Source organism: Variovorax atrisoli (genome assembly GCF_014195185.1).
Lineage (GTDB): Bacteria > Pseudomonadota > Gammaproteobacteria > Burkholderiales > Burkholderiaceae_C > Variovorax > Variovorax atrisoli.
In genome coordinates this window covers 183,675-201,853 of the sequence record NZ_JACIBG010000001.1, presented here as the reverse complement: position 1 = coordinate 201,853, position 18,179 = coordinate 183,675, and the positions used below count along the sequence as shown (strand labels likewise).

20 protein-coding genes are annotated in these 18,179 nt (G+C 67.3%); 3 read left to right on the top strand and 17 right to left on the bottom strand.

Annotated elements, in window-relative coordinates; translation table 11 throughout:
• Window positions 1-2: 2 nt before the first annotated feature.
• Genes FHY06_RS00945 through FHY06_RS00935 form a run of 3 tightly spaced genes read right to left on the bottom strand, consistent with a single transcriptional unit; the run spans window position 3 to window position 2,269 of the window.
• Window positions 3-986, bottom strand: coding sequence for a hypothetical protein (locus FHY06_RS00945; RefSeq protein ID WP_132799705.1), 984 nt, complete (start codon window positions 984-986; stop codon window positions 3-5).
• A gap of 17 nt (window positions 987-1,003) precedes the next feature.
• Window positions 1,004-1,504 (bottom strand): hypothetical protein, encoded by a 501-nt coding sequence (locus tag FHY06_RS00940; protein ID WP_051127551.1) that lies wholly within the window; start codon window positions 1,502-1,504, stop codon window positions 1,004-1,006.
• A 54-nt stretch (window positions 1,505-1,558) separates the two neighbouring features.
• Window positions 1,559-2,269: an ABC transporter ATP-binding protein gene (locus FHY06_RS00935; RefSeq protein WP_026346226.1), complete on the bottom strand. Its 711-nt coding sequence runs from the start codon at window positions 2,267-2,269 to the stop codon at window positions 1,559-1,561.
• Between the two features lie 36 nt (window positions 2,270-2,305).
• On the opposite strand from FHY06_RS00935, the gene FHY06_RS00930 reads away from it, so the two are divergent.
• Window positions 2,306-2,953 (top strand): arylesterase, encoded by a 648-nt coding sequence (locus FHY06_RS00930; RefSeq protein ID WP_221404086.1) that lies wholly within the window; start codon window positions 2,306-2,308, stop codon window positions 2,951-2,953.
• A 61-nt stretch (window positions 2,954-3,014) separates the two neighbouring features.
• Here the strand turns inward: FHY06_RS00930 and FHY06_RS00925 are convergent, their stop codons facing one another.
• Together FHY06_RS00925 and FHY06_RS00920 are read right to left on the bottom strand one after the other, a co-directional pair.
• A complete protein-coding gene (locus FHY06_RS00925; protein WP_019653102.1) occupies window positions 3,015-3,218 on the bottom strand; it encodes a hypothetical protein in 204 nt (67 codons plus the stop codon).
• Window positions 3,219-3,347: 129 nt separating this feature from the next.
• Window positions 3,348-4,541: a PLP-dependent transferase gene (locus tag FHY06_RS00920; RefSeq protein ID WP_184602866.1), complete on the bottom strand. Its 1,194-nt coding sequence runs from the start codon at window positions 4,539-4,541 to the stop codon at window positions 3,348-3,350.
• Window positions 4,542-4,685: 144 nt separating this feature from the next.
• On the opposite strand from FHY06_RS00920, the gene FHY06_RS00915 reads away from it, so the two are divergent.
• Window positions 4,686-5,546 (top strand): AraC family transcriptional regulator, encoded by an 861-nt coding sequence (locus tag FHY06_RS00915; protein WP_184602864.1) that lies wholly within the window; start codon window positions 4,686-4,688, stop codon window positions 5,544-5,546.
• A 96-nt stretch (window positions 5,547-5,642) separates the two neighbouring features.
• On the top strand, window positions 5,643-6,092 hold the full coding sequence (locus FHY06_RS00910; RefSeq protein ID WP_184602862.1) for a VOC family protein: 450 nt from the start codon (window positions 5,643-5,645) through the stop codon (window positions 6,090-6,092).
• 21 nt (window positions 6,093-6,113) lie between these two features.
• Here the strand turns inward: FHY06_RS00910 and FHY06_RS00905 are convergent, their stop codons facing one another.
• From FHY06_RS00905 to hisS, 12 genes are all read right to left on the bottom strand, one after another.
• A complete protein-coding gene (locus tag FHY06_RS00905; protein ID WP_019653106.1) occupies window positions 6,114-6,638 on the bottom strand; it encodes a phosphoribosyltransferase in 525 nt (174 codons plus the stop codon).
• Between the two features lie 134 nt (window positions 6,639-6,772).
• Complete coding sequence (locus tag FHY06_RS00900) at window positions 6,773-8,104, bottom strand: adenylosuccinate synthase (RefSeq protein WP_019653107.1); 1,332 nt, start codon at window positions 8,102-8,104, stop codon at window positions 6,773-6,775.
• Window positions 8,105-8,127: 23 nt separating this feature from the next.
• The gene (locus FHY06_RS00895; RefSeq protein WP_184602859.1) at window positions 8,128-9,288 is read right to left on the bottom strand and encodes an ATP phosphoribosyltransferase regulatory subunit; all 1,161 of its coding nucleotides are present in this window, start codon (window positions 9,286-9,288) and stop codon (window positions 8,128-8,130) included.
• A gap of 81 nt (window positions 9,289-9,369) precedes the next feature.
• A complete protein-coding gene (locus FHY06_RS00890) occupies window positions 9,370-9,558 on the bottom strand; it encodes a DUF2065 domain-containing protein (RefSeq protein WP_019653109.1) in 189 nt (62 codons plus the stop codon).
• 31 nt (window positions 9,559-9,589) lie between these two features.
• Window positions 9,590-10,489, bottom strand: a complete 900-nt coding sequence (hflC, locus tag FHY06_RS00885) for a protease modulator HflC (RefSeq protein WP_019653110.1) — start codon at window positions 10,487-10,489, stop codon at window positions 9,590-9,592.
• 17 nt (window positions 10,490-10,506) lie between these two features.
• Window positions 10,507-11,880 (bottom strand): FtsH protease activity modulator HflK, encoded by a 1,374-nt coding sequence (gene hflK / locus FHY06_RS00880; protein WP_019653111.1) that lies wholly within the window; start codon window positions 11,878-11,880, stop codon window positions 10,507-10,509.
• Window positions 11,881-11,912: 32 nt separating this feature from the next.
• Window positions 11,913-13,124, bottom strand: coding sequence for a GTPase HflX (hflX, locus tag FHY06_RS00875; protein ID WP_019653112.1), 1,212 nt, complete (start codon window positions 13,122-13,124; stop codon window positions 11,913-11,915).
• A gap of 55 nt (window positions 13,125-13,179) precedes the next feature.
• The gene (hfq, locus tag FHY06_RS00870; RefSeq protein ID WP_026346229.1) at window positions 13,180-13,425 is read right to left on the bottom strand and encodes an RNA chaperone Hfq; all 246 of its coding nucleotides are present in this window, start codon (window positions 13,423-13,425) and stop codon (window positions 13,180-13,182) included.
• Between the two features lie 165 nt (window positions 13,426-13,590).
• Window positions 13,591-14,934 carry a ribosome biogenesis GTPase Der gene (der, locus tag FHY06_RS00865; RefSeq protein WP_019653114.1) on the bottom strand — a complete coding sequence of 448 codons (1,344 nt, stop codon included), beginning with the start codon at window positions 14,932-14,934 and terminating at the stop codon, window positions 13,591-13,593.
• Between the two features lie 69 nt (window positions 14,935-15,003).
• Window positions 15,004-16,146, bottom strand: coding sequence for an outer membrane protein assembly factor BamB (bamB, locus tag FHY06_RS00860; protein ID WP_126184332.1), 1,143 nt, complete (start codon window positions 16,144-16,146; stop codon window positions 15,004-15,006).
• A gap of 7 nt (window positions 16,147-16,153) precedes the next feature.
• A complete protein-coding gene (locus tag FHY06_RS00855) occupies window positions 16,154-16,846 on the bottom strand; it encodes a YfgM family protein (RefSeq protein ID WP_126184333.1) in 693 nt (230 codons plus the stop codon).
• 5 nt (window positions 16,847-16,851) lie between these two features.
• The gene (hisS, locus tag FHY06_RS00850; protein ID WP_019653117.1) at window positions 16,852-18,174 is read right to left on the bottom strand and encodes a histidine--tRNA ligase; all 1,323 of its coding nucleotides are present in this window, start codon (window positions 18,172-18,174) and stop codon (window positions 16,852-16,854) included.
• Window positions 18,175-18,179 lie beyond the last annotated feature (5 nt).

Genomic DNA, 18,179 nt, shown 5'->3' with positions numbered 1-18,179 from the left:
GCTCAGGCGATCGGCAGGCCGCTGAGCGCGCGGGTGCGCTCGTCGTGAAGCTCCTGGATCGCCTGCGCCTTCGGATGCACCTTCGCGCCGTTGCCCACGCTCTCCAGGTACTGGCAGGCGGCGTGACCTTCGGCAGCCTTCTCGTAGCGCGAGATCCAGGCGTCGCGCACGGGCAGTTTGTCCGGCGACACCGGCCACACGCCCGGCCGCGGCCGGATGTGGTCGCCGATGCCGATGCGCCAGGGCTTGGCGCTGACGCGGGCGCGAAAGCAGTTCTGGTTGCGGCACATGCGCGCGTAGACCTTGTCGACGCCCAGCGCGTGGAAGCAGTCGGCCACCGCGGTGTCGGAAGGATTGAACACGTCGTGCATCGCCAGCAGCCGGAAACCCGCGGGTGTGCGGTAGACGCGCAGGTGCCAGTCGGGATGCTGATGGACGAAACGCGCGATGCGCTCGGCGGCGCGCTTCTCGGGCGACGGGTTGCCGCTGGGCTCGCCGCGCTTCTTGCGCTGGCCGATGAACCAGGCCACGGCGAAGACGATGAGGCCCGCGATCAGCCCGCCCAGCCACGTCCTGGCGGCCCAACCGCCGACCACGCCTGCGATCAGTGCCGGCACCAATGCGAAGCCGAAAACGCTGCCGCGCAGAGGCTCCTCGAAGTCGATGTCGACGAACAGCACGTCGGGTGTGTTGAGGCAGCGCGCGCCGTAGCCGTTGCGCGTGACGACGGCGTCGCCCTGGCGCTCGACGATCTCCTCGCGGATCGGGACGCCCTCGGCGCCGTTGTATGCCAGCTTGCGCTCGCGACGCTCGAGGTCCTCGCCCTTGTGGGCGATGCGGTCGAAGGCGTCGCGGGTGCGCTGGTCGGCATGCGCCTGCGCGGCCACGGGGCTCTCGTCGGACCAACCGTAGCGGCGCACGGTGATCTGCTTGCCTGCCACGCGCTCCTGGATGCGGCCTTCGGCCCAGAACTGGGGAACGATCATCTATGGGTCTTCTCGATTCAGGCCTTCGGGCCGAACAGCAGCCACACCATGACCGCCGCCAGCAGGACGATGAGCACCGGCAGCCACTTGTAGCCGCTGTCGTGCACGCGGCCCGGCTCGTCCATGGGACGCCGGGGCATGTGCTGGGTCAGGGGGCCGAAGGCGCCCAGGGTCGGATCGTCATGGTTGTCGACCAGCCGCTTGGCCGCCGCGAGGCTCAGGCCGGTGGCCTCACGCGTGAGGCGGATCGCCTCGATCTTGTTGCCCTGTGCCAGCGCCGTGAGGGCAGTGGAAGGCATCGACGCGAAGCCGCGGTCCTGCCTTGCCGCGGTGGGGCCGCCGTGACCGCCTGCCACCATGGGATCGCCTTCGCCCGCCTCCTGCCGATCGACGAAACGATCGACGGCCTCCTTGCACGACTTCAAGTCCATGCCCGTGCGATCGCGCACGATCTTGATGGCCTCGATCATCCTGCCCCGCTGCAGCGCCAGGACGGCGTCGGGCGGAAGTTCCTCCATGAACAATCTCCTTTGAATGTGGCCTGCTATTTATTTAATAGCTTATTGCTCTTGTCAGGCAGGCGCCAGAGCCACTTTTTCATTAAGTGCGACGCGTCCGGCCTCGATGGTGATGCGCCGTTCGCAACGCGCCGCGATGCCGCGGTCGTGGGTGACGAGCACGAGCGTGGTGCCCAGTTCGCGGTTGAGGTCGAACATCAGCTGCATGACCTGCTCGCCGGTGGCGAAGTCCAGGCTGCCCGTCGGTTCGTCGGCCAGCAGCAGCGCAGGCTGCACGACGAAGGCACGGGCCAGCGCCACGCGCTGCTGCTCGCCGCCGGAGAGCACCTTCGGGTAGTGGCCCAGGCGCTGGCCGAGGCCGACGCGGCCGAGCATCTCGGTGGCGGCCTTGCGGGCGTCCTTGCGGTTGGCCAGCTCCAGCGGGAGCATCACGTTCTCGAGAGCACTCAGGTTGCCGAGCAGCTGGAAGCTCTGGAACACGAAGCCCACGCGCTGCGCACGGACGGCGGCGCGCTCGTCCTCGTCGATGGCGAAGATGTCCTGCCCCGCGAGCTTCACGGTGCCGCGCGTGGGCGTATCCAGCCCGGCGATGATCGACAGCAGCGTGCTCTTGCCCGAGCCGGAGGCGCCGACGATGGCGGCGGTTTCCCGCGCGCCGAGGGTGAAATCGATGTCCTGCAGAATGTCCAGCGTGCCTGCCGAATCGGTGACGGACTTGAACACATGCTCGACGGCGACAATGGCATCAGACGGGGGTTGGGACATGGAAAGGCTCTGGTTTTGAATCGACGTGACTTTATCTTGACCACCACCGCGCTCGGCAGCGCGGGGATATGGACGACGGCGGCGCGGGCCCAGGCCTCGTCTTCCACGGCTGCCTCGGGCAAGCCGGTGATCCTGGTGCTCGGCGATTCGCTGAGCGCAGAGTACGGCCTCAAGCGCGGCGAAGGCTGGGTACCCTTGCTCGAGAAAAGGCTTGCGCAGCAGAAGATTTCTGCAACCGTGGTCAACGCCAGCATCAGCGGCGACACCAGCTCCGGCGGCCGCGCCCGCTTCGCGCCGCTGCTCGCGCAGCACAAGCCCAGCCTGGTGGTGCTCGAACTCGGTGCCAACGACGCGCTGCGCGGGCTGCCGATTTCCGACACCGAGAGCAACCTGATGCAGATCACCAAGGCCGCCCAGGCCGCGGGCGCGAAGGTGCTGATCGTCGGCATCCAGGTGCCGCCCAACTACGGGGCCGACTACACGCGGCGCTTCGAGGCGGTGTTCTCCAAGGTGGCCACAGCGACCAAGTCGGCGCTCGTGCCCTTCCTGCTCAAGGGCGTGGCCGACGCGCCCGATGCGCTCTCGCTGTTCCAGGCCGACCGCATCCACCCGACGGCGGCTGCGCAGCCCCAGCTGCTCGACAACGTCTGGGCCGAGCTGCGCAAGATGTTGCCCAAGCAATGAAAAAGCCGCCGCGGGCGATTGCCTGCGGCGGCTTTTTTGATGGATCGGCGAGCTGGGTGGATCAGCCGTTCTTGGTGGGCAGGTCCGGCACCGTGGGCGGATCGCGCTCGAGCGAGGCAACGTCGGTTTCGGGATCTCCGGGCGCAAGCCCTTCGCTGCTGGGATTGAGCTTGCGGTTCGCCTTCTCGCGAAGCTTTTCTTCCTTCTTCTTCTTCTTGGCCAGCTCCTTCTGTCGCTTTTCGTAGCCGTAGTTGGGTGTTGCCACTGCTTCTCCTTGAGGCGAGGCGGTCGGGTTGACTGCCGTGTCCTACTGTAAGCGATAAAGGTGCAGTCTCAAGGAGGTACCCCATGACGCGATCGAGGCAACAGGACGCCGGCTGCGCGATGCGATTTCTTACATCCGCGCCAGCGCCTGCCGAAGATCGGCGCGCAGGTCTTCCACGTCCTCCAGGCCGATGGAAAAACGCACGAGCGTACCCTTGTAGGGCCAGCGCGCCACGCTCGCGTCGCGCATCAGGCCGATGTCGTAGGGCACGACGAGGCTGATCGGCCCGCCCCACGAATAGCCGAGGCGAAAGAGCTGCAGGCCGTCGCAGAAGCGGTCGACCTGCTCGGTGCTGAAGCGCTCGTCGAACACCACCGAGAACAGGCCGGCAGCCAGGTTGGTTTCGCCGCACAGCGCGCGCCAGTGGGCATGGCCGGGCGAATCCTCGAACGCAGGATGCAGCACCTGCGCGATCTCCTCGCAGCCGTTGAGCCAGCCGGCCAGCTCGCGCGCCGCGCGGTCGTGGGCCGCGTAGCGCAGCGCGATGCTGGGCAGCGAGCGCAGCAGCGTCTCTACGTCGCCCACGCCGATGCCGAAGCCCATGCGCATGTGCGTGAGCTTGAGCGCGCGGTGCAGGCGCTCGTCGCGCGTGGTCACGCTGCCCATGAGCACGTCGCCGCCGCCGCTGGGGTACTTGGTGAGCGCGTGCACCGAGATGTCGACGCCCTGCCCGCTGCCGTTGAAATCGAAGGGTGCGAAAGCCAGGCCTGCGCCCCAGGTGTTGTCGAGGGCGGTCAGCACGCCGCGCGAGCGGCAGATGCTCGCCAGCGCTGGCAGGTCAGGGAACTCCATGGTGACCGAGCCGGCCGCTTCCAGCCACACCAGCCGCGTGCGATCGGAGAGCTTGGCGGCGAGGTCGGCCGGGTTCATCGCATCGTAGAGGCGGTGTGTGATGCCGAAGTTGGCCAGCTCGCCGGTGGCCAGCGCCTTGTTCGGGCCGTAGGCGTTGTCGGGGATCAGCACCTCGTCGCCGGTCTTGAGAAAGGCGAAGGAGACCAGGGAGATGGCGGCCAGCCCGCTGGGCACGAGCAGGCATTCGGTGCCGCCCTCGAGCGTGGCCAGTCGCTCTTCCAGGGTGAAAGTGGTGGGCGTGCCGTGCAGGCCGTAGGTGTAGCCGGCCTTGGTGCGCCAGTCGCGCGCGCGCATGGCGGCCACGTCGGCGAAGAACACGGTCGATGCCTTGAACACGCCGGGCTGCGGCGCGGAGAAGGTGGCGGGCGGGACGTAGGGGTGATGGATCAGGTTCGTGGAAGGCTTGCTCATGGGTGCATGCTAGCGCGAGCGGCCTTGGAGGCTTTCCGGGACCTATTGGGTGGCCTCCGGCGGCCCTTGCGCGAAGCTTCGGTCGCACAATGGGCGGATCGGCCGGTGCCCCGTTCCGCCCTTCATCAAGGAAGCCCCGAGACAGTGCAGCTGACGCGCGTTCCTCCTCCCCGCCTGCGGCCCTTCGTGCGGCTGATGTGGGCCTCATCGCCCGACGGCGCGCCAGCGGAGCGACCGGGCGCGCGGGAGCACGTGCTGCCCACCGGCGGCATGCACCTGGTCTTCCGGCTCTCGGGGCCCTCCCTGCGCCTCTTTCGCGGCGATGCCGATTCGCTCGGCTTCACGGTGGGCCACGCGATGGTGGGCGGAACCCGCTCGGTCTTCTACGTGCGAGACGTCTCGGTGGCGACGCGCTCGGTCGGCGTCATGCTGCAGCCAGGCGCGGCCATGGCACTGCTTGGAGCGCCGGAAGACGCGCTGGCCGAGCGGCACACCCCGCTCGAGGCGCTCTGGGGCGCGGACGCGGGCTTCGCGCTCGAGCGGCTGCAGGCGGCCGATTCGCTGCCGCGTCAGCTCGACATCGTCGCCGCGCTGCTCGAAGCGCGCCTTGCCTCTTCCGCAGCGCACGGAATGCATCCTGCGGTGGCGCAGGCACTGGCCCGGATGTCCGGCGCGAGCGCCACGGACGACGACGGGCAGGCAATCGCCATCGGCCGGCTGGTGAAACAGAGCGGCTACAGCCACAGGCGCTTCATCGCGCTCTTTCGCGGCATGACCGGGCTGGCGCCCAAGCAGTACGCGCGCATGCTGCGCTTCGATCGCCTGCTCTGGCAGTTCGCGATCGCTTCCGAGCGACCCTGGGTCGAGCTGGCGCTGGAAGCCGGCTACACCGACCAGGCGCATCTCAATCGCGACTTCCGCGCCATCGCGGGCATGTCGCCGCAGACCTATCGGCGTGCGGCGCCGGCTTCCCCGAGGCACGTGCGCATCGAGGCAAAAGACTGAGCCCCGGGTGGCGGCAGGTCAAATTTGTCCAAGACGGCACGCGCGACGAACACCAGAATCGCGCCCACTCCACTCAACCGCAGGAACACGCAGGCCATGGCAATCCACGAACTGTTTCCGTACCTCTGCGTCCACGATGCAGGCGCAGCCATCGATTTCTACTGCAAGGTCTTCGAGGTGAAGGAGATCTTCCGGCTCACCGAGCCGAGCGGGCGCATCGGCCACGCGGAACTGGACTTCCACAACGGCGCGATCCTGATGATTTCCGACGAGTTCGCCGAGTGCAACATCCACAGCGCCCGTACGCTGGGCGGCACGGCCGTCACGCTGCACCTGCATGTGGACGACGCAGACGCCGTCGTGGCACGGGCCATCGAGGCGGGCGCCACGCTCGACATGGCGCCGCAGGACCAGTTCTATGGGGAACGCTCCGGCGTCTTTCGCGACCCCTTCGGCCATCGCTGGAACGTGGGGCACAGCATCGAGAAGCTGACGCCGCAGGAGATGCAGCGGCGCTACACCGCCATGTTCACCGACGCCGGGTGACCGGGCGCCGGCAGGGTCGGATCAGACCGACCACTTCTCGATCAGCTTCTCGGCGCCGAGCGAGTCGTAGCCCTCGAAGGGCTGATGGATCCAGGGGTTGGTCGGCAGGTACTCGACCGAGTAGTCGGGCGTGAAGGTCGACAGTGCCTTGGTCCAGATCACCGCGCTGCGCAGCTCTGTGATCGGCTTGTAGTTGTTGCGCAGCATGTCCATCACCGCGTGCAGCGTGTGGCCGGAGTCGGCCAGGTCGTCGACCAGCAGCACCTTGCCTGCGATCTCGCCCTTGGGCGTGGTGATGTAGCGGGCGATGTCGAGATGGCCCTGTACCGTGCCGGCATCGGCGCGGTACGAGCTCGTCGACATGATCGCCAGCGGCTTGTCGAAGATGCGCGAGAGCACGTCGCCGGGGCGCATTCCGCCGCGCGCCAGGCACAGGATGGTGTCGAACTGCCAGCCCGACTGGTGCACCTTGATCGCGAGCTTCTCGATCAGGTTGTGGTACTCGTCGTAGCTGACGTAGAGATGCTTGCCGTCTTCAGTCAACATAGCGTGGGTCTTCCTTCAATGTCTCTTCTTTGGGAACACCGCGGAACCGGCCTTGCCGGGCCGCTGGTGTTGCCCCCTGCAAGGGGTTTGGCGGCCGCACGAAGCGGGCAAGCCTGGGAGGTTGGCCTGATCGATCAGTCGGCCAGGTAGGGGTGGCGCATCATGATCGTGTGGTCGCGGTCGGGGCTGGTCGACACCATGTGGATCGGCACGCCGGTGACCTGTTCGATGCGCTGCAGGTAGAGGCGCGCGTTGATCGGCAGCTTGTCGTATTGCGTGACGCCGACGGTGCTTTCGCTCCAGCCTTCCAGCGTTTCGTAGATCGGCGTGCAGCGCTCGATCTCGTCGGCGCCCATGGGCAGGATGTCGGTAGTCTCGCCATCGAGTTCGTAGCCGGTGCACAGCTCGAGCTTCTCGAGGCCGTCCAGCACGTCGAGCTTGGTGATGCACAGGCCCGACAGGCCGTTGACCTGCGCCGAGCGCTTGAGCAGGGCCGCGTCGAACCAGCCGCAGCGGCGGCTGCGGCCGGTGGTCACGCCCTTCTCGGCGCCCACGGTGCTCATGTGGTAGCCGGGCGTGCCGGGCGTCGCCCAGTCGAGCTCGGTCGGAAACGGACCGCCGCCCACGCGGGTGCAGTAGGCCTTGGTGATGCCCAGGATGTAGTGCAGCATGCCAGGGCCCACGCCCGAACCGGCAGCGGCATTGCCGGCCACGCAGTTGCTGGAGGTGACGTACGGATAGGTGCCGTGGTCCACGTCCAGCAGCGTGCCCTGCGCGCCTTCGAACAGCAGGTTGGCGCCGTTGCGGTTGGCGTCGTTCAGTTCGCGCGAGACGTCAGCCATCATGGGCTTGAGCAGCTCGGCGTGCTTCATCGCCTCGTCGAAGACCTGGTCGAAGTCGATGGCAGGCGCGCCCAGCACCTGGGTCAGCACATGGTTGTGCAGCTCGAGCAGCACGCGCAGCTTGGCGGCGAAGCGCTCGGGATGCTTCAGGTCCTGCACGCGCAGCGCGCGGCGGGCGATCTTGTCTTCATAGGCCGGGCCGATGCCGCGACCGGTGGTGCCGATCTTCTCGATGCCGCCCTTCTCGCGGTAGGCCTCGCGCGCGATGTCCAGCGCGGCGTGGAACGGCAGGATCAGGGGGCAGGCCTCGCTGATGCGCAGGCGCGAACGCACTTCGACGCCGGCCTTCTCCAGCCCTTCGATCTCCTCGAACAGCTTGGCGGCCGACAGCACCACGCCGTTGCCGATGTAGCACTTGACGCCGGGGCGCATGATGCCGCTCGGAATCAGGTGCAAGGCGGTCTTCACCCCGTTGATGACCAGCGTGTGGCCCGCGTTGTGGCCGCCCTGGAAACGGACCACGCCCTGGGCGCTCTCCGTCAGCCAGTCGACCAGCTTGCCCTTGCCTTCGTCGCCCCACTGGGTGCCGACGACGACCACGTTTCTTCCGGTGGTTACGCTCATGCTCGTTCCATTACTTCAAAAAATCAGATCGCTCGGACACTCCACTGGCCGGCCTGCTCGACGAGCTCGCGGTCGCAGTGGAATTCATCGATTTCGCTGCCATGGCCCGGCAGCACGCAGACTACCGTTTCGCCGGCCTTGCGCAATTGGGCAATGGCCTGACGCAGGCCGGCCGCGTCGCTCCAGGGCGCGCGGATGGCGGCGCGCAGCGGACGGGCCGGCAGCACGCCGACCAGCTCGCGCACGTCGAGGCTGAAGCCGACGGCCGGGCGGTTGCGGCCGAACACGGCCCCCACCTCGTCATAGCGGCCGCCGCGTACCAGCGAATCGGCCGCGCCTGGCACGTAGATGCCGAAGCGCATGCCGCTGTAGTACGCATAGCCGCGCAGGTCGGCCAGGTCGAAGCTGATCTGGCGTCCGGGCACGCCCTGCAGGCCCGCAGCGAGCTGCTTGAGGTCGGCCAGCGCGGTGCCGACCGCGGGAGTGCCCTTCAGGGCCTTGGCTGCCTCGTCGAGCACCGCCTCGTCGCCATAGAGCTGGATGAGCGCGCGCAGGCCGTCGCGCGAGGCGGCGGGGAAATTCCTGGTGAGGGATTCGAGCTCGCTGGCGTCCTTGGCCGCCAGCGCCGCATGCACCTGCGCCAGGGTGGCACCGTCGACCGGCACGCCGGCGAACAGCGCACGCACGATGCGGGCATCGGCCAGGTCGACAATCACGCCCTCGCGCAGGCCGGCGGCATCGAGGCAGTCGAGCGCCAGCAGCAGGGTTTCGGTGTCGGCCTCGAGGCCCGCGTGGCCGTAGATCTCGGCGCCGAACTGCAGGGGCTCACGGGTCGCGTGCGGGCGGTCCGGGCGGGTGTGGAGCACCGGGCCGCAGTAGCACAGGCGGGCCACGCCGTCGCGGTTCAGCAGGTGGGCATCGATGCGCGCCACCTGGGGGGTGGTGTCGGCGCGAAGGCCCATGCTGCGGCCGGAAAGCTGGTCGACTAGCTTGAAAGTCTGGAGGTCGAGCGCCTCGCCGGTGCCGGAGAGCAGCGACTCGAGATGCTCAAGCAGCGGCGGCATCACCAGCTCGTAGCCGTAGCCACGGGCGGTGTCGAGCAGCTGACGTCGAAGTTCTTCGATGTGGCGGGCCTCGGAGGGCAGCACATCGGCAATGTGATCCGGGAGGACCCAGGCGGACATGGGGATCGGGGGCGTGATTAAAACGGGATTCTACCGGCACCGGGCAACCGGCCCGGCGCAGGCGTCGATCGGCGGGCCGAATCAGGCCAGGATCCAGAGCAGGACCAGCCCCAGAAGGATGCTGCAGAGCCCGAAGAAGCGCAGCTGGCCGTCGCGCAGCTGCATGAGCTGGCCGAAGCCGCGCCGCCACCCTCCCGGCGACACGAAAGGCAGGATGCCCTCGATCACCAGGACGAGCGCCAGCGCGCTCCAGAAAGTATCGGCGCTCACGGCTCCTGAGGACGGCTGAGGCCTGGCGTGGTCAACGGCGAGGTGCGGCGGTGTTCGAGCCCGAGCCCTGCATGGCGCGGAAGAAGTCCGACGACGGGTCGAGCACCATCACATCGCTCTTCTTGTTGAAGCTCTGCTTGTAGGCCTCGAGGCTGCGATAGAACTGCGCGAACTGGGGGTCGCGCCCGAAGGCCTCGCTGTAGGCGGCAGCAGCCTGGGCATCGCCCTCGCCCTTGATCTTCTGGGCGTCGCGGTATGCATTCGCCACGATCACCTCGCGCTGGCGGTCGGCATCGGCGCGGATCTTCTCGCCCTCGGCCGTGCCGGTGGAACGCAGCTCGTTGGCCACGCGCTTGCGTTCGGCTTCCATGCGGCGGTAGACCGACTCGGTGATGGCTTCCACGTAGTCGACTCGGGTGATGCGCACGTCGACAACGTCCACGCCCCAGGGCTTGCTGCCCTTCACCACCGACAGCACCTCGCGCTGCACGTCCGCCATCAGGGCCTCGCGGCGCACCGAGATCAGGTCGCGCACGGTGCGCTTGTTGATGTTTTCCTGGAACGCGTTGCGAACCACGCGGTTGAGCTGCATCGCGCCAGCGTTCTCGTCGAGGCCGACATTGCGGATGTAGGCCTGCGGGTCGCTGATGCGCCAGCGCACGTACCAGTCGATCACCACGCGCTGCTTCTCAGCCGTGAGCATGGGCTCGGTGTCCACGCTGGAGAGCGTCAGCAGGCGCTTGTCGATGTACGACACGTTCTGGAACGGCGGCGGCAGCTTGAAGTTGAGGCCGGGCTCGGTGATGACCTGCTTGATCTGGCCGAGTGCGTAGACCACGCCGAACTGGCGCTGGTCGACCACGAAGAGCATCGAGCTTGCCAGGACGAGCAGCACGAGGATCGAGGTGGCGATGAATCCGATTCTGTTCATGTTATTGCGGGCCTTTCTCAACGCACGTCACGGTCACGCGAGCGGCCGTCGCGGCCGCGCACGTCGCTGGTGGTGGGGGCCACCGGGATGACCGAGGACTGTGCCGGCGCCGTGCCGGCAACGCTGGGGCTGGCCGCATCGACTGGCGTGGCAGCGTTGCCGCCGCTCATCTGCATGAGCTTGTCGAGCGGCAGGTACAGCAGGTTCGAACCCTGCTTGCTGTCGACCAGCACCTTGGTCGTGCTGGCGTAGATCTGCTGCATGGCGTCGGTGTACATGCGGTCGCGCGTCACCTGGGGGGCCTTTTGGTATTCAGACAGCACCGCGCTGAAGCGGCCCGCATCACCCTGAGCCTGCGCCACGATCCGCGCCTTGTAGGCCTCGGACTCCTCCTTCAGGCGCGAGGCCGTACCGGTGGCCAGCGGCACCACGTTGTTGGCGTAGGCCTGTGCATCGTTCTTGGTGCGCTCGCGCTCCTGGCCGGCCTTGAGCACGTCGTCGAACGCGGCCTGCACCTGCTCGGGCGGGCGCACGCCGCCCTGCTGCAGGTTGATGCCCACGACCTCGACGCCGATCTTGTAGCGGTCGAGGATGGTCTGCATCAGCGTACGCACGCGCGGCGCGATCTGGTCGCGCTCCTCGGCGAGCGCCGCATCCATCTTCATCTTGCCGACCACCTCGCGCACGGAGGTCTCGGCCACCTGCACGACGGTGTCGGCGGGCGACTTGCTCTCGTAGAGCCAGGCGCGCGGATCGCTCAGGCGGTACTGCACGGCGAACTTGATCTCGACGATGTTCTCGTCCTCGGTCAGCATGGCCGACTCGCGCAGGCCGGTGGAGCGCACGATGGCGTCGCGGCCGACGTCGGCGGAGCGGATCTGCGTGGTCACCACGACTTCGTGGCGCTGGATGGGATATGGCAGGCGCCAGTTGAAGCCCGCGCCCACGGTGCTCTTGTATTTGCCGAACTGGGTGATGACGGCCTGCTGGCCTTCGTTCACGATGAAGAAGCCGGTGCCGAGCCAGATCAGCACCGCCACCGCCGCGACCAGGCCGATGCCGAAGCCGGCGTTCTTCATGTCGGGCTTGTAGCCGTTGCCACCGCCGCCGCCGTTGGGGCGGTTGCCGCCGCCCTTGCCGCCGAAGAAGCCGCCGAGCTTGCGGTTGAGGTCGCGCCAGAGTTCATCGAGGTCGGGCGGGCCCTGGTTGGGTCCCTGGCCGCGGGGACGGTTGTCGTTGCCGTTGTTGCTGCCGCTATTGCTGCCTTGTGGCGGGGGCGTGGGGCCGCCGGGGGGATTGGCATCGGGGGGCCGGTTTCCGGCCGGGCGGTCGCCGCTGGAGGAGGACGGCTCGTCGCCGCGACCCCATCGGCCGTCGTTCAGGTTGAACATGCCCAGAAACCCTCTCCGCGCTGGCTTTGAATTCATTCGCTTCGTTCTCTTGTCAGTGGCGGGATTGTGCCCAATCCGTCGGTGGCGTCGTGCAATTCAGCGTCCGCCGCAGGGGTCATCGTATCGGTTGCGCAGCCCGATTGCCGGGCGAGCTCGGCACGCAGCAGCGGCACGCCCTCACCCGTCCTGGCGCTGAGGAAGATGCGCGGAACCTGGACGCCGTCGATTTCCATCTCGTCCTGCAGATGCAGCGGATGCTGCGTGCTTTCAAGGGCGTCGAGCTTGTTGAAGACCAGCAGCTGCGGCACGGCGTCCGCGCCGATCTCCTGCAGGACCGACTGCACCTCGGCCATCTGCTCGGGGTAGTGCGGATTGGAGGCATCGATCACGTGCAGCAGCAAGTCGGCATCGACCGCCTCCTGCAGCGTGGCCTTGAAGGCATCGACCAGCCCGTGCGGCAGGTCGCGGATGAAGCCCACCGTGTCGGAAATCGACACCTGCCTGCGCGCATCGCCCAGGTAGAGGTGGCGCGTGGTGGTGTCGAGGGTGGCGAACAGTTGGTCGGCCGCATAGGCGCGCGCCTTGACCAGCGCGTTGAAGAGCGACGACTTGCCCGCGTTGGTGTAACCCACCAGCGAGATGTTGAAGGTGTCGCGGCGCTCGCGCTGGCGCCGCTGCGTGCCGCGCTGCTTCTGCACCTTGGCGAGGCGCTCTCGCGTGCGCTTGATCGACTCGCTGATCATCCGGCGGTCGAGCTCGATCTGCTTCTCGCCCGGGCCGCCGCGCACGCCCGCGCCACCGGTCTGGCGCTCCAGGTGCGACCACCGGCGCACCAGCCGCGTACTGAGGTACTGCAGGCGGGCAAGCTCCACCTGCAGCTTGCCTTCGTGCGAACGCGCGCGCTGGGCGAAGATTTCGAGGATGAGAAAGGTGCGGTCGTAGACCGCCACGTCGAGCTGGCGCTCGAGGTTGCGCTGCTGCGCGGGGCTCAGGGCCTGGTCGAAGATGACCTCGCTCGCCCGATGAAGGGCAGCCAGCTCCTTGATTTCTTCGGCCTTGCCGCTTCCGACGAACAATGCCGCATCGGGCGCCTTGCGCTTGCACGCGAGGCGGGCGACGGGCGTCAGGCCCGCGGTCTGCGCGAGCAGGCCGAGTTCCTCTAGTTCGCTGTCGAAATGGGGCAGCCCGAAATCGACGCCGACGAGAACGGCGGCGCCTTCCTGGCGGGGAATCAGTTCAGACAAGCGGGATCAGAAATAGGGAAAAAGCGCGGCGGGGTTGCCGCCGCGCTCCGCGCGATCAGGCGGCGTTGTCGTCGTTCTCGGTAGCCGAGAAGTTGACGGCACGGCCTGGCACGATGGTGGAAATGGCGTGCTTGTAGACCATCTGCGTCACCGTGTTGCGAAGCAACACGACGTACTGGTCGAAAGACTCGATCTGGCCTTGCAGCTTGATACCGTTCACCAGGTAAATGGAGACCGGCACATGCTCGCGACGCAAGGTGTTCAGAAACGGGTCTTGTAGAAGTTGCCCTTTATTGCTCACGATATTCTCCGTGTTCAAGAGTAGTTGTTGGAGGAGAAGACCTTAACACAGGGTTTCCGCGCCGCAGCAATCGCGCTCAAAAGCCTTTGAAAAATAACGTCTCTCAAAAGCCGGAACTTCAACCCTGGCCGGGACTCAACGGCGGCCATCCGCCGCCAAATTCTGTCAGTCGTCCTTGTCGACGAAGGGATTGTGGGAGCTCTTGAACTCGATGCGCAAGGGGGTACCCACGAGATCGAACTCCTTGCGGAAGCGCCCTTCGAGAAAGCGCTTGTAAGCATCCGTCACATGTTCGAGCGAATTCCCGTGGATCACGATCACCGGCGGATTCATGCCGCCCTGGTGCGCGTAGCGCAGCTTGGGACGGAACATGCCGCTTCTCTTGGGCGCCTGGAACTGCACCGCCTCGAGCAGCAACCGGGTCAGCACCGGCGTGGACATCTTGCGCGTGGCCGACTTGTGGGCCTGCGCGATGGCCTGCCACACGGGGCCCAACCCCTGGCGCTTGATGGCCGAGATGAAATGCAGCGCCGCGAACTTCAGGAACGCAAGCCGGGTCTCGATCTGCCTCTGGATCTGCTCGCGCTGGTAGCTGTCGACCGCGTCCCACTTGTTGATCGCGATCACCACCGCGCGACCGCTCTCGAGGATGTAGCCCGCGATGTGCGCATCCTGGTCGGTCACGCCCTGCGTGGCGTCGAGCAGCAGCAGCACCACGTTGGCCGACTCGATGGCCTGCAGCGTCTTGACCACCGAGAACTTCTCGATCGCCTCGAACACCCTGCCCTTGCGGCGCAGGCCGGCGGTATCGATCAGCTCGAAGCGCTGGCCATTGCGCTCGAAAGGCACGGAGATGGCATCACGTGTGGTGCCTGGCATGTCGAAGGCCACGAGGCGCTCTTCGCCCAGCCAGGTGTTGATCAGGGTCGACTTGCCGACGTTCGGACGGCCGGCCACGGCGAGCTTGATCGGCTTGTTGACCTCGTCCTCTTCCTCCTCGTCGTCGGGATCGGGAAGGTTCAGCGGCTCCAGCGCCAGCTCGACCAGGCCCCGGATGCCCTGCCCGTGCGCGGCGGACACGCCGTGCACCTCGCCCAGCCCCAGCTCGTAGAAGTCCACCAGCTTGGTGCCATCGTGCATGCCTTCGGCCTTGTTGGCCACCAGCACGCAGGGCTTGCCGATGCGACGCAGTTCGTTGGCGATGTCGTGGTCCTGCGCAGAGAGCCCCTCGCGTGCGTCCACCACGAAGATCACGACGTCGGCCTCGGCGACGGCCTGCCGCGTCTGCTTGGCCATTTCCTTGTAGATGCCGCTGCCGGCATCGGGCTCGAAGCCGCCGGTGTCGATGACGATGAACTCGCGCTTGCCCAGGCGGCCGTTGCCGTAGTGGCGGTCGCGCGTGAGGCCCGCGAAGTCGGCCACGATGGCGTCGCGCGTCTGCGTCAGCCTGTTGAAGAGGGTCGACTTGCCGACATTCGGCCGCCCGACCAGGGCCACGACCGGCTTCATGGCCGGCCTTTCGAGGGCGCGGTTTTCATGGTCGGGCCTTGGAAAGAGAAAAGAACGGAGAAAAGGAAATTACTCGGGGCGGTAGCCAAACACGCCACCCTTGGCGGTCACCACGACCACCGTGTTGCCTGCGAGCACCGGTGCCACGGTGATGGCAGAGCCATCAGGCGTGATGCGATTGAGCAGCGCACCGTCTTCGCGCGACACGAAGTGCAGCGTACCGGTGTCCTCGCCCATGATGAGCGAACGGCCCACGGCCAGCGGCGAGGTCAGGACGCGGTTCTTGAGGCGGGACATCTGCCAGGCGCGCTCGCCATCAGCACGGCGCCAGGCCACGACGCTGCCGTCGGACTCGGTGCCGTAGATGAAGCTCTCGTTGCCGCTGACGCCGTCTGCGCCCGAGGCGGGCTTGCTCCAGACAAGCGAACCGCGCAGGGTGTCGACGCAGCCGACGCTGGCGTAGTAGGCACGCGCGCAGATCGTGTCGCCGAAGCGGCTCACGCTGCCGGTCAGGTCGACCAGGCGTTCGACGTCGTTGGTGCCGCGCGGTGCCGCGATGGGCGATTCCCAGCGCGAGGTACCGTTGGCGGGGTTGATGCCCACCAGACGGCCGCCGATGCCGGCCACCAGCGTATCGCCCACGGCGAGGAGCACGCCCGACTTGCGCAGCACGAGGTTCTCGCCAGCGCGCTGCTGGATCCACAGGCGGCGGCCGCTCTGGCCGTCCCAGGCGCTGACGCTGCGGTCGGCGGTCTGCACGAACACGCGGCGACCCGCCACCAGCGGTGCAGTGAAGGCCTGGGCCGAAAGCTTCTGCTTCCACAGCACCTTGCCGTTCTCGAGGGCGACCAGTTCGTTGTCGGTGGTGACGACCGCCGCCACCTGCCCGTCGCTGCCGACGCCGGCTGCCAGCCCAGCGCCGGCCTTGCCACGCCAGATCTCGCGACCAGCGCGCGCATCGATCGCGACCACGGTGCCGTCGCTGCCGGCCACGGTGATCGTGTCGCCGCTCACGTCGGTGGTCAGCGGGAACTGCACTTCCGGAATGCGCACCGTCCACGCCTGGCGCACACCCATCAGGGCCGGATTGGCGGGCAGCGGATCCGGCTTGGGCTTGGACGAGCCCGAGCAGGCCGCCAGGAGCGCTACCAGAACGAGAGCTGATCCCGCGCGCAGGGCGGTGGATCCAGGCATGAGGCGCTTGAAATTCATGATGCGGTCAGGGAGTCTTGGGGGCTGCGGGAGTGACGGTGATCACGGGGGCAAGGCTCTTGGGATCGACGCCGACCGCATTGAGCTTGATCTCCACCAGGCGGCGGTAGTCGGACGTGGGGCCCAGGCCGGTCCAGGCCTTGCGGTATTCGGCCTGCGCCTCGGCGCGCTTGCCCTGCGCCAGGTAGATGTCACCCTTGCGGTCGGCCACCAGCGGTTCGAATTCCTTGGGCACGCTGCCGTCGAGCTGCTTGAGCGCGTCGTCGTAGGACTTGCCGTCGAGCAGCTCGGCCGCCAGCCGCAGCCGGGCGACGGCCTTGTAGCCGGGGTCGATGGCGTTCTGCGCCACCCATTCGAGCTCGGCACGCGAGCCAGCGGCGTTGCCCTTCTCGTACAGGGTCTTGGCGACCAGCAGGCCCGCCTGCTGCGCGTAGGTGGTGCCCGAGAAGCGCTTCTTCATGTCGTCGAGCACGAGCGCGATGCGCGCCGGATCGCCCGCCTGCGCGGTCTTCTCGATCTCGTCGTAGAGCGACGAGGCCTGCGCCGCCTTGTTGCGGCCATACCATTGCCAGCCGTTCCAGGCCACGAAGGCGCCGGCAACGAGCAGCACGACCGAGGTGATCAGGGTGCCGTAGGTATTCCAGAAATGCTTGAGCTGGTCGAGCTGTTCCTGTTCTTCGAGGTCGAGATGGGTTGCCATGCGTGTCAGGTATTGGGAGCCGGCGATTGTAGGGTGGCGGCCCAGGCGGCTACTTCCGAAAGAGACCGGGCGGTCTGTGCGCCGCCTGCATCACGCAGCGGCTTGACCGTGACCTCGCCGCGCGAGAGTTCGTCTTCGCCGAAGATCAGCGCGTAGCGCGCACCGCTCGCGTCGGCTTTCTTGAACTGCGCCTTCATGTTGCCGCCGCCTGCGTGCTGCAGCACGCTGACGCCTGCGGCGCGCAGTTGCTCGAGCACAACCATGACCTGCGGCAGCACTGCGGCCGAGGGCACGATGGCGTAGGCCGCAGGCGCTGCGGACGGCACCGGCAGGCCCAGCTCCTGGATCAGCAGCAGCAGCCGCTCGATGCCGAGGCCGAAACCCACGGCCGGTGCTGGCTTGCCGCCCATCTGCCCGATGAGCCCGTCGTAGCGCCCGCCTCCACAGACGGTGCCCTGCGAGCCGAGCTGGTCGGTGACCCACTCGAAGACTGTCAGGTTGTAGTAGTCCATGCCGCGCACCAGCCGCGGATTCACGCGGTAGGCCAGGCCCGCTGCGTCGAGCACGGCGCGAACGGCGTCGAAGTGCGCGCGCGACTCCTCACCGAGGAAATCCATCAGCTGGGGCGCTGCCTCGACGATGGCCTGCATCGCCGGGTTCTTCGTGTCGAGGATGCGCAGCGGATTGCTGTGCAGGCGGCGCTGCGCGTCCGCGTCCAGCGCGTCGGCATGCGCCTCGAAATGGCGGATCAGCGCTTCGCGGTGCGCCTGCCGTTCTGCCGGCTGGCCCAGGCTATTGATCTCCAGGCGCACGTGCTCGCCCTCGACGAGACCGAGTTCGCGCCAGAGAGCGCGCACCATGAGGATGAGCTCGGCATCCACGTCCGGGCCAGGGAAGCCGAGCGCCTCCACGTCCAGCTGGTGGAACTGGCGATAGCGCCCCTTCTGCGGGCGCTCATGGCGGAACATCGCCCCCATGGTCCACAGGCGCAGCGGGCCGTTGTAGAGCGCGTTGTGCTCGACCATGGCGCGCACGATGCCGGCCGTGGCCTCCGGGCGCAGCGTCAGCTTGTCGCCGTTCATCGAATCGGTGAAGGAGTACATCTCCTTCTCGACGATGTCGGTGACTTCGCCCAGACCGCGCACGAACAGCGCGGTCGGCTCGACGACCGGCGTGACGATGTAGTGATAGCCATAGCGGGCTAGCAGCTGCCGCACCTTCTGTTCGAACCACGACCACAGTGCCGAATCGGGCAGGCGGTCGGTGCGCGGCACGCTCGCCGGCAATATATCGTTCATGCCTTTGACGGCATTTATCTTGTCAGGCATAGGAG

Excerpts from the sequence above, each read along its gene's own strand:
- hflK (WP_019653111.1), bottom strand. The coding sequence starts at position 11,880 with ATGTTCAACCTGAACGACGGCCGATGGGGTCGCGGCGACGAGCCGTCC.
- FHY06_RS00910 (WP_184602862.1), top strand. The coding sequence starts at position 5,643 with ATGGCAATCCACGAACTGTTTCCGTACCTCTGCGTCCACGATGCAGGC.
- FHY06_RS00895 (WP_184602859.1), bottom strand. The coding sequence starts at position 9,288 with ATGTCCGCCTGGGTCCTCCCGGATCACATTGCCGATGTGCTGCCCTCC.
- FHY06_RS00935 (WP_026346226.1), bottom strand. The coding sequence starts at position 2,269 with ATGTCCCAACCCCCGTCTGATGCCATTGTCGCCGTCGAGCATGTGTTC.
- FHY06_RS00900 (WP_019653107.1), bottom strand. The coding sequence starts at position 8,104 with ATGAGCGTAACCACCGGAAGAAACGTGGTCGTCGTCGGCACCCAGTGG.
- hflC (WP_019653110.1), bottom strand. The coding sequence starts at position 10,489 with ATGAACAGAATCGGATTCATCGCCACCTCGATCCTCGTGCTGCTCGTC.
- hisS (WP_019653117.1), bottom strand. The coding sequence starts at position 18,174 with ATGCCTGACAAGATAAATGCCGTCAAAGGCATGAACGATATATTGCCG.
- bamB (WP_126184332.1), bottom strand. The coding sequence starts at position 16,146 with ATGAATTTCAAGCGCCTCATGCCTGGATCCACCGCCCTGCGCGCGGGA.
- FHY06_RS00945 (WP_132799705.1), bottom strand. The coding sequence starts at position 986 with ATGATCGTTCCCCAGTTCTGGGCCGAAGGCCGCATCCAGGAGCGCGTG.
- FHY06_RS00905 (WP_019653106.1), bottom strand. The coding sequence starts at position 6,638 with ATGTTGACTGAAGACGGCAAGCATCTCTACGTCAGCTACGACGAGTAC.
- der (WP_019653114.1), bottom strand. The coding sequence starts at position 14,934 with ATGAAGCCGGTCGTGGCCCTGGTCGGGCGGCCGAATGTCGGCAAGTCG.
- FHY06_RS00855 (WP_126184333.1), bottom strand. The coding sequence starts at position 16,846 with ATGGCAACCCATCTCGACCTCGAAGAACAGGAACAGCTCGACCAGCTC.
- FHY06_RS00920 (WP_184602866.1), bottom strand. The coding sequence starts at position 4,541 with ATGAGCAAGCCTTCCACGAACCTGATCCATCACCCCTACGTCCCGCCC.
- FHY06_RS00940 (WP_051127551.1), bottom strand. The coding sequence starts at position 1,504 with ATGGAGGAACTTCCGCCCGACGCCGTCCTGGCGCTGCAGCGGGGCAGG.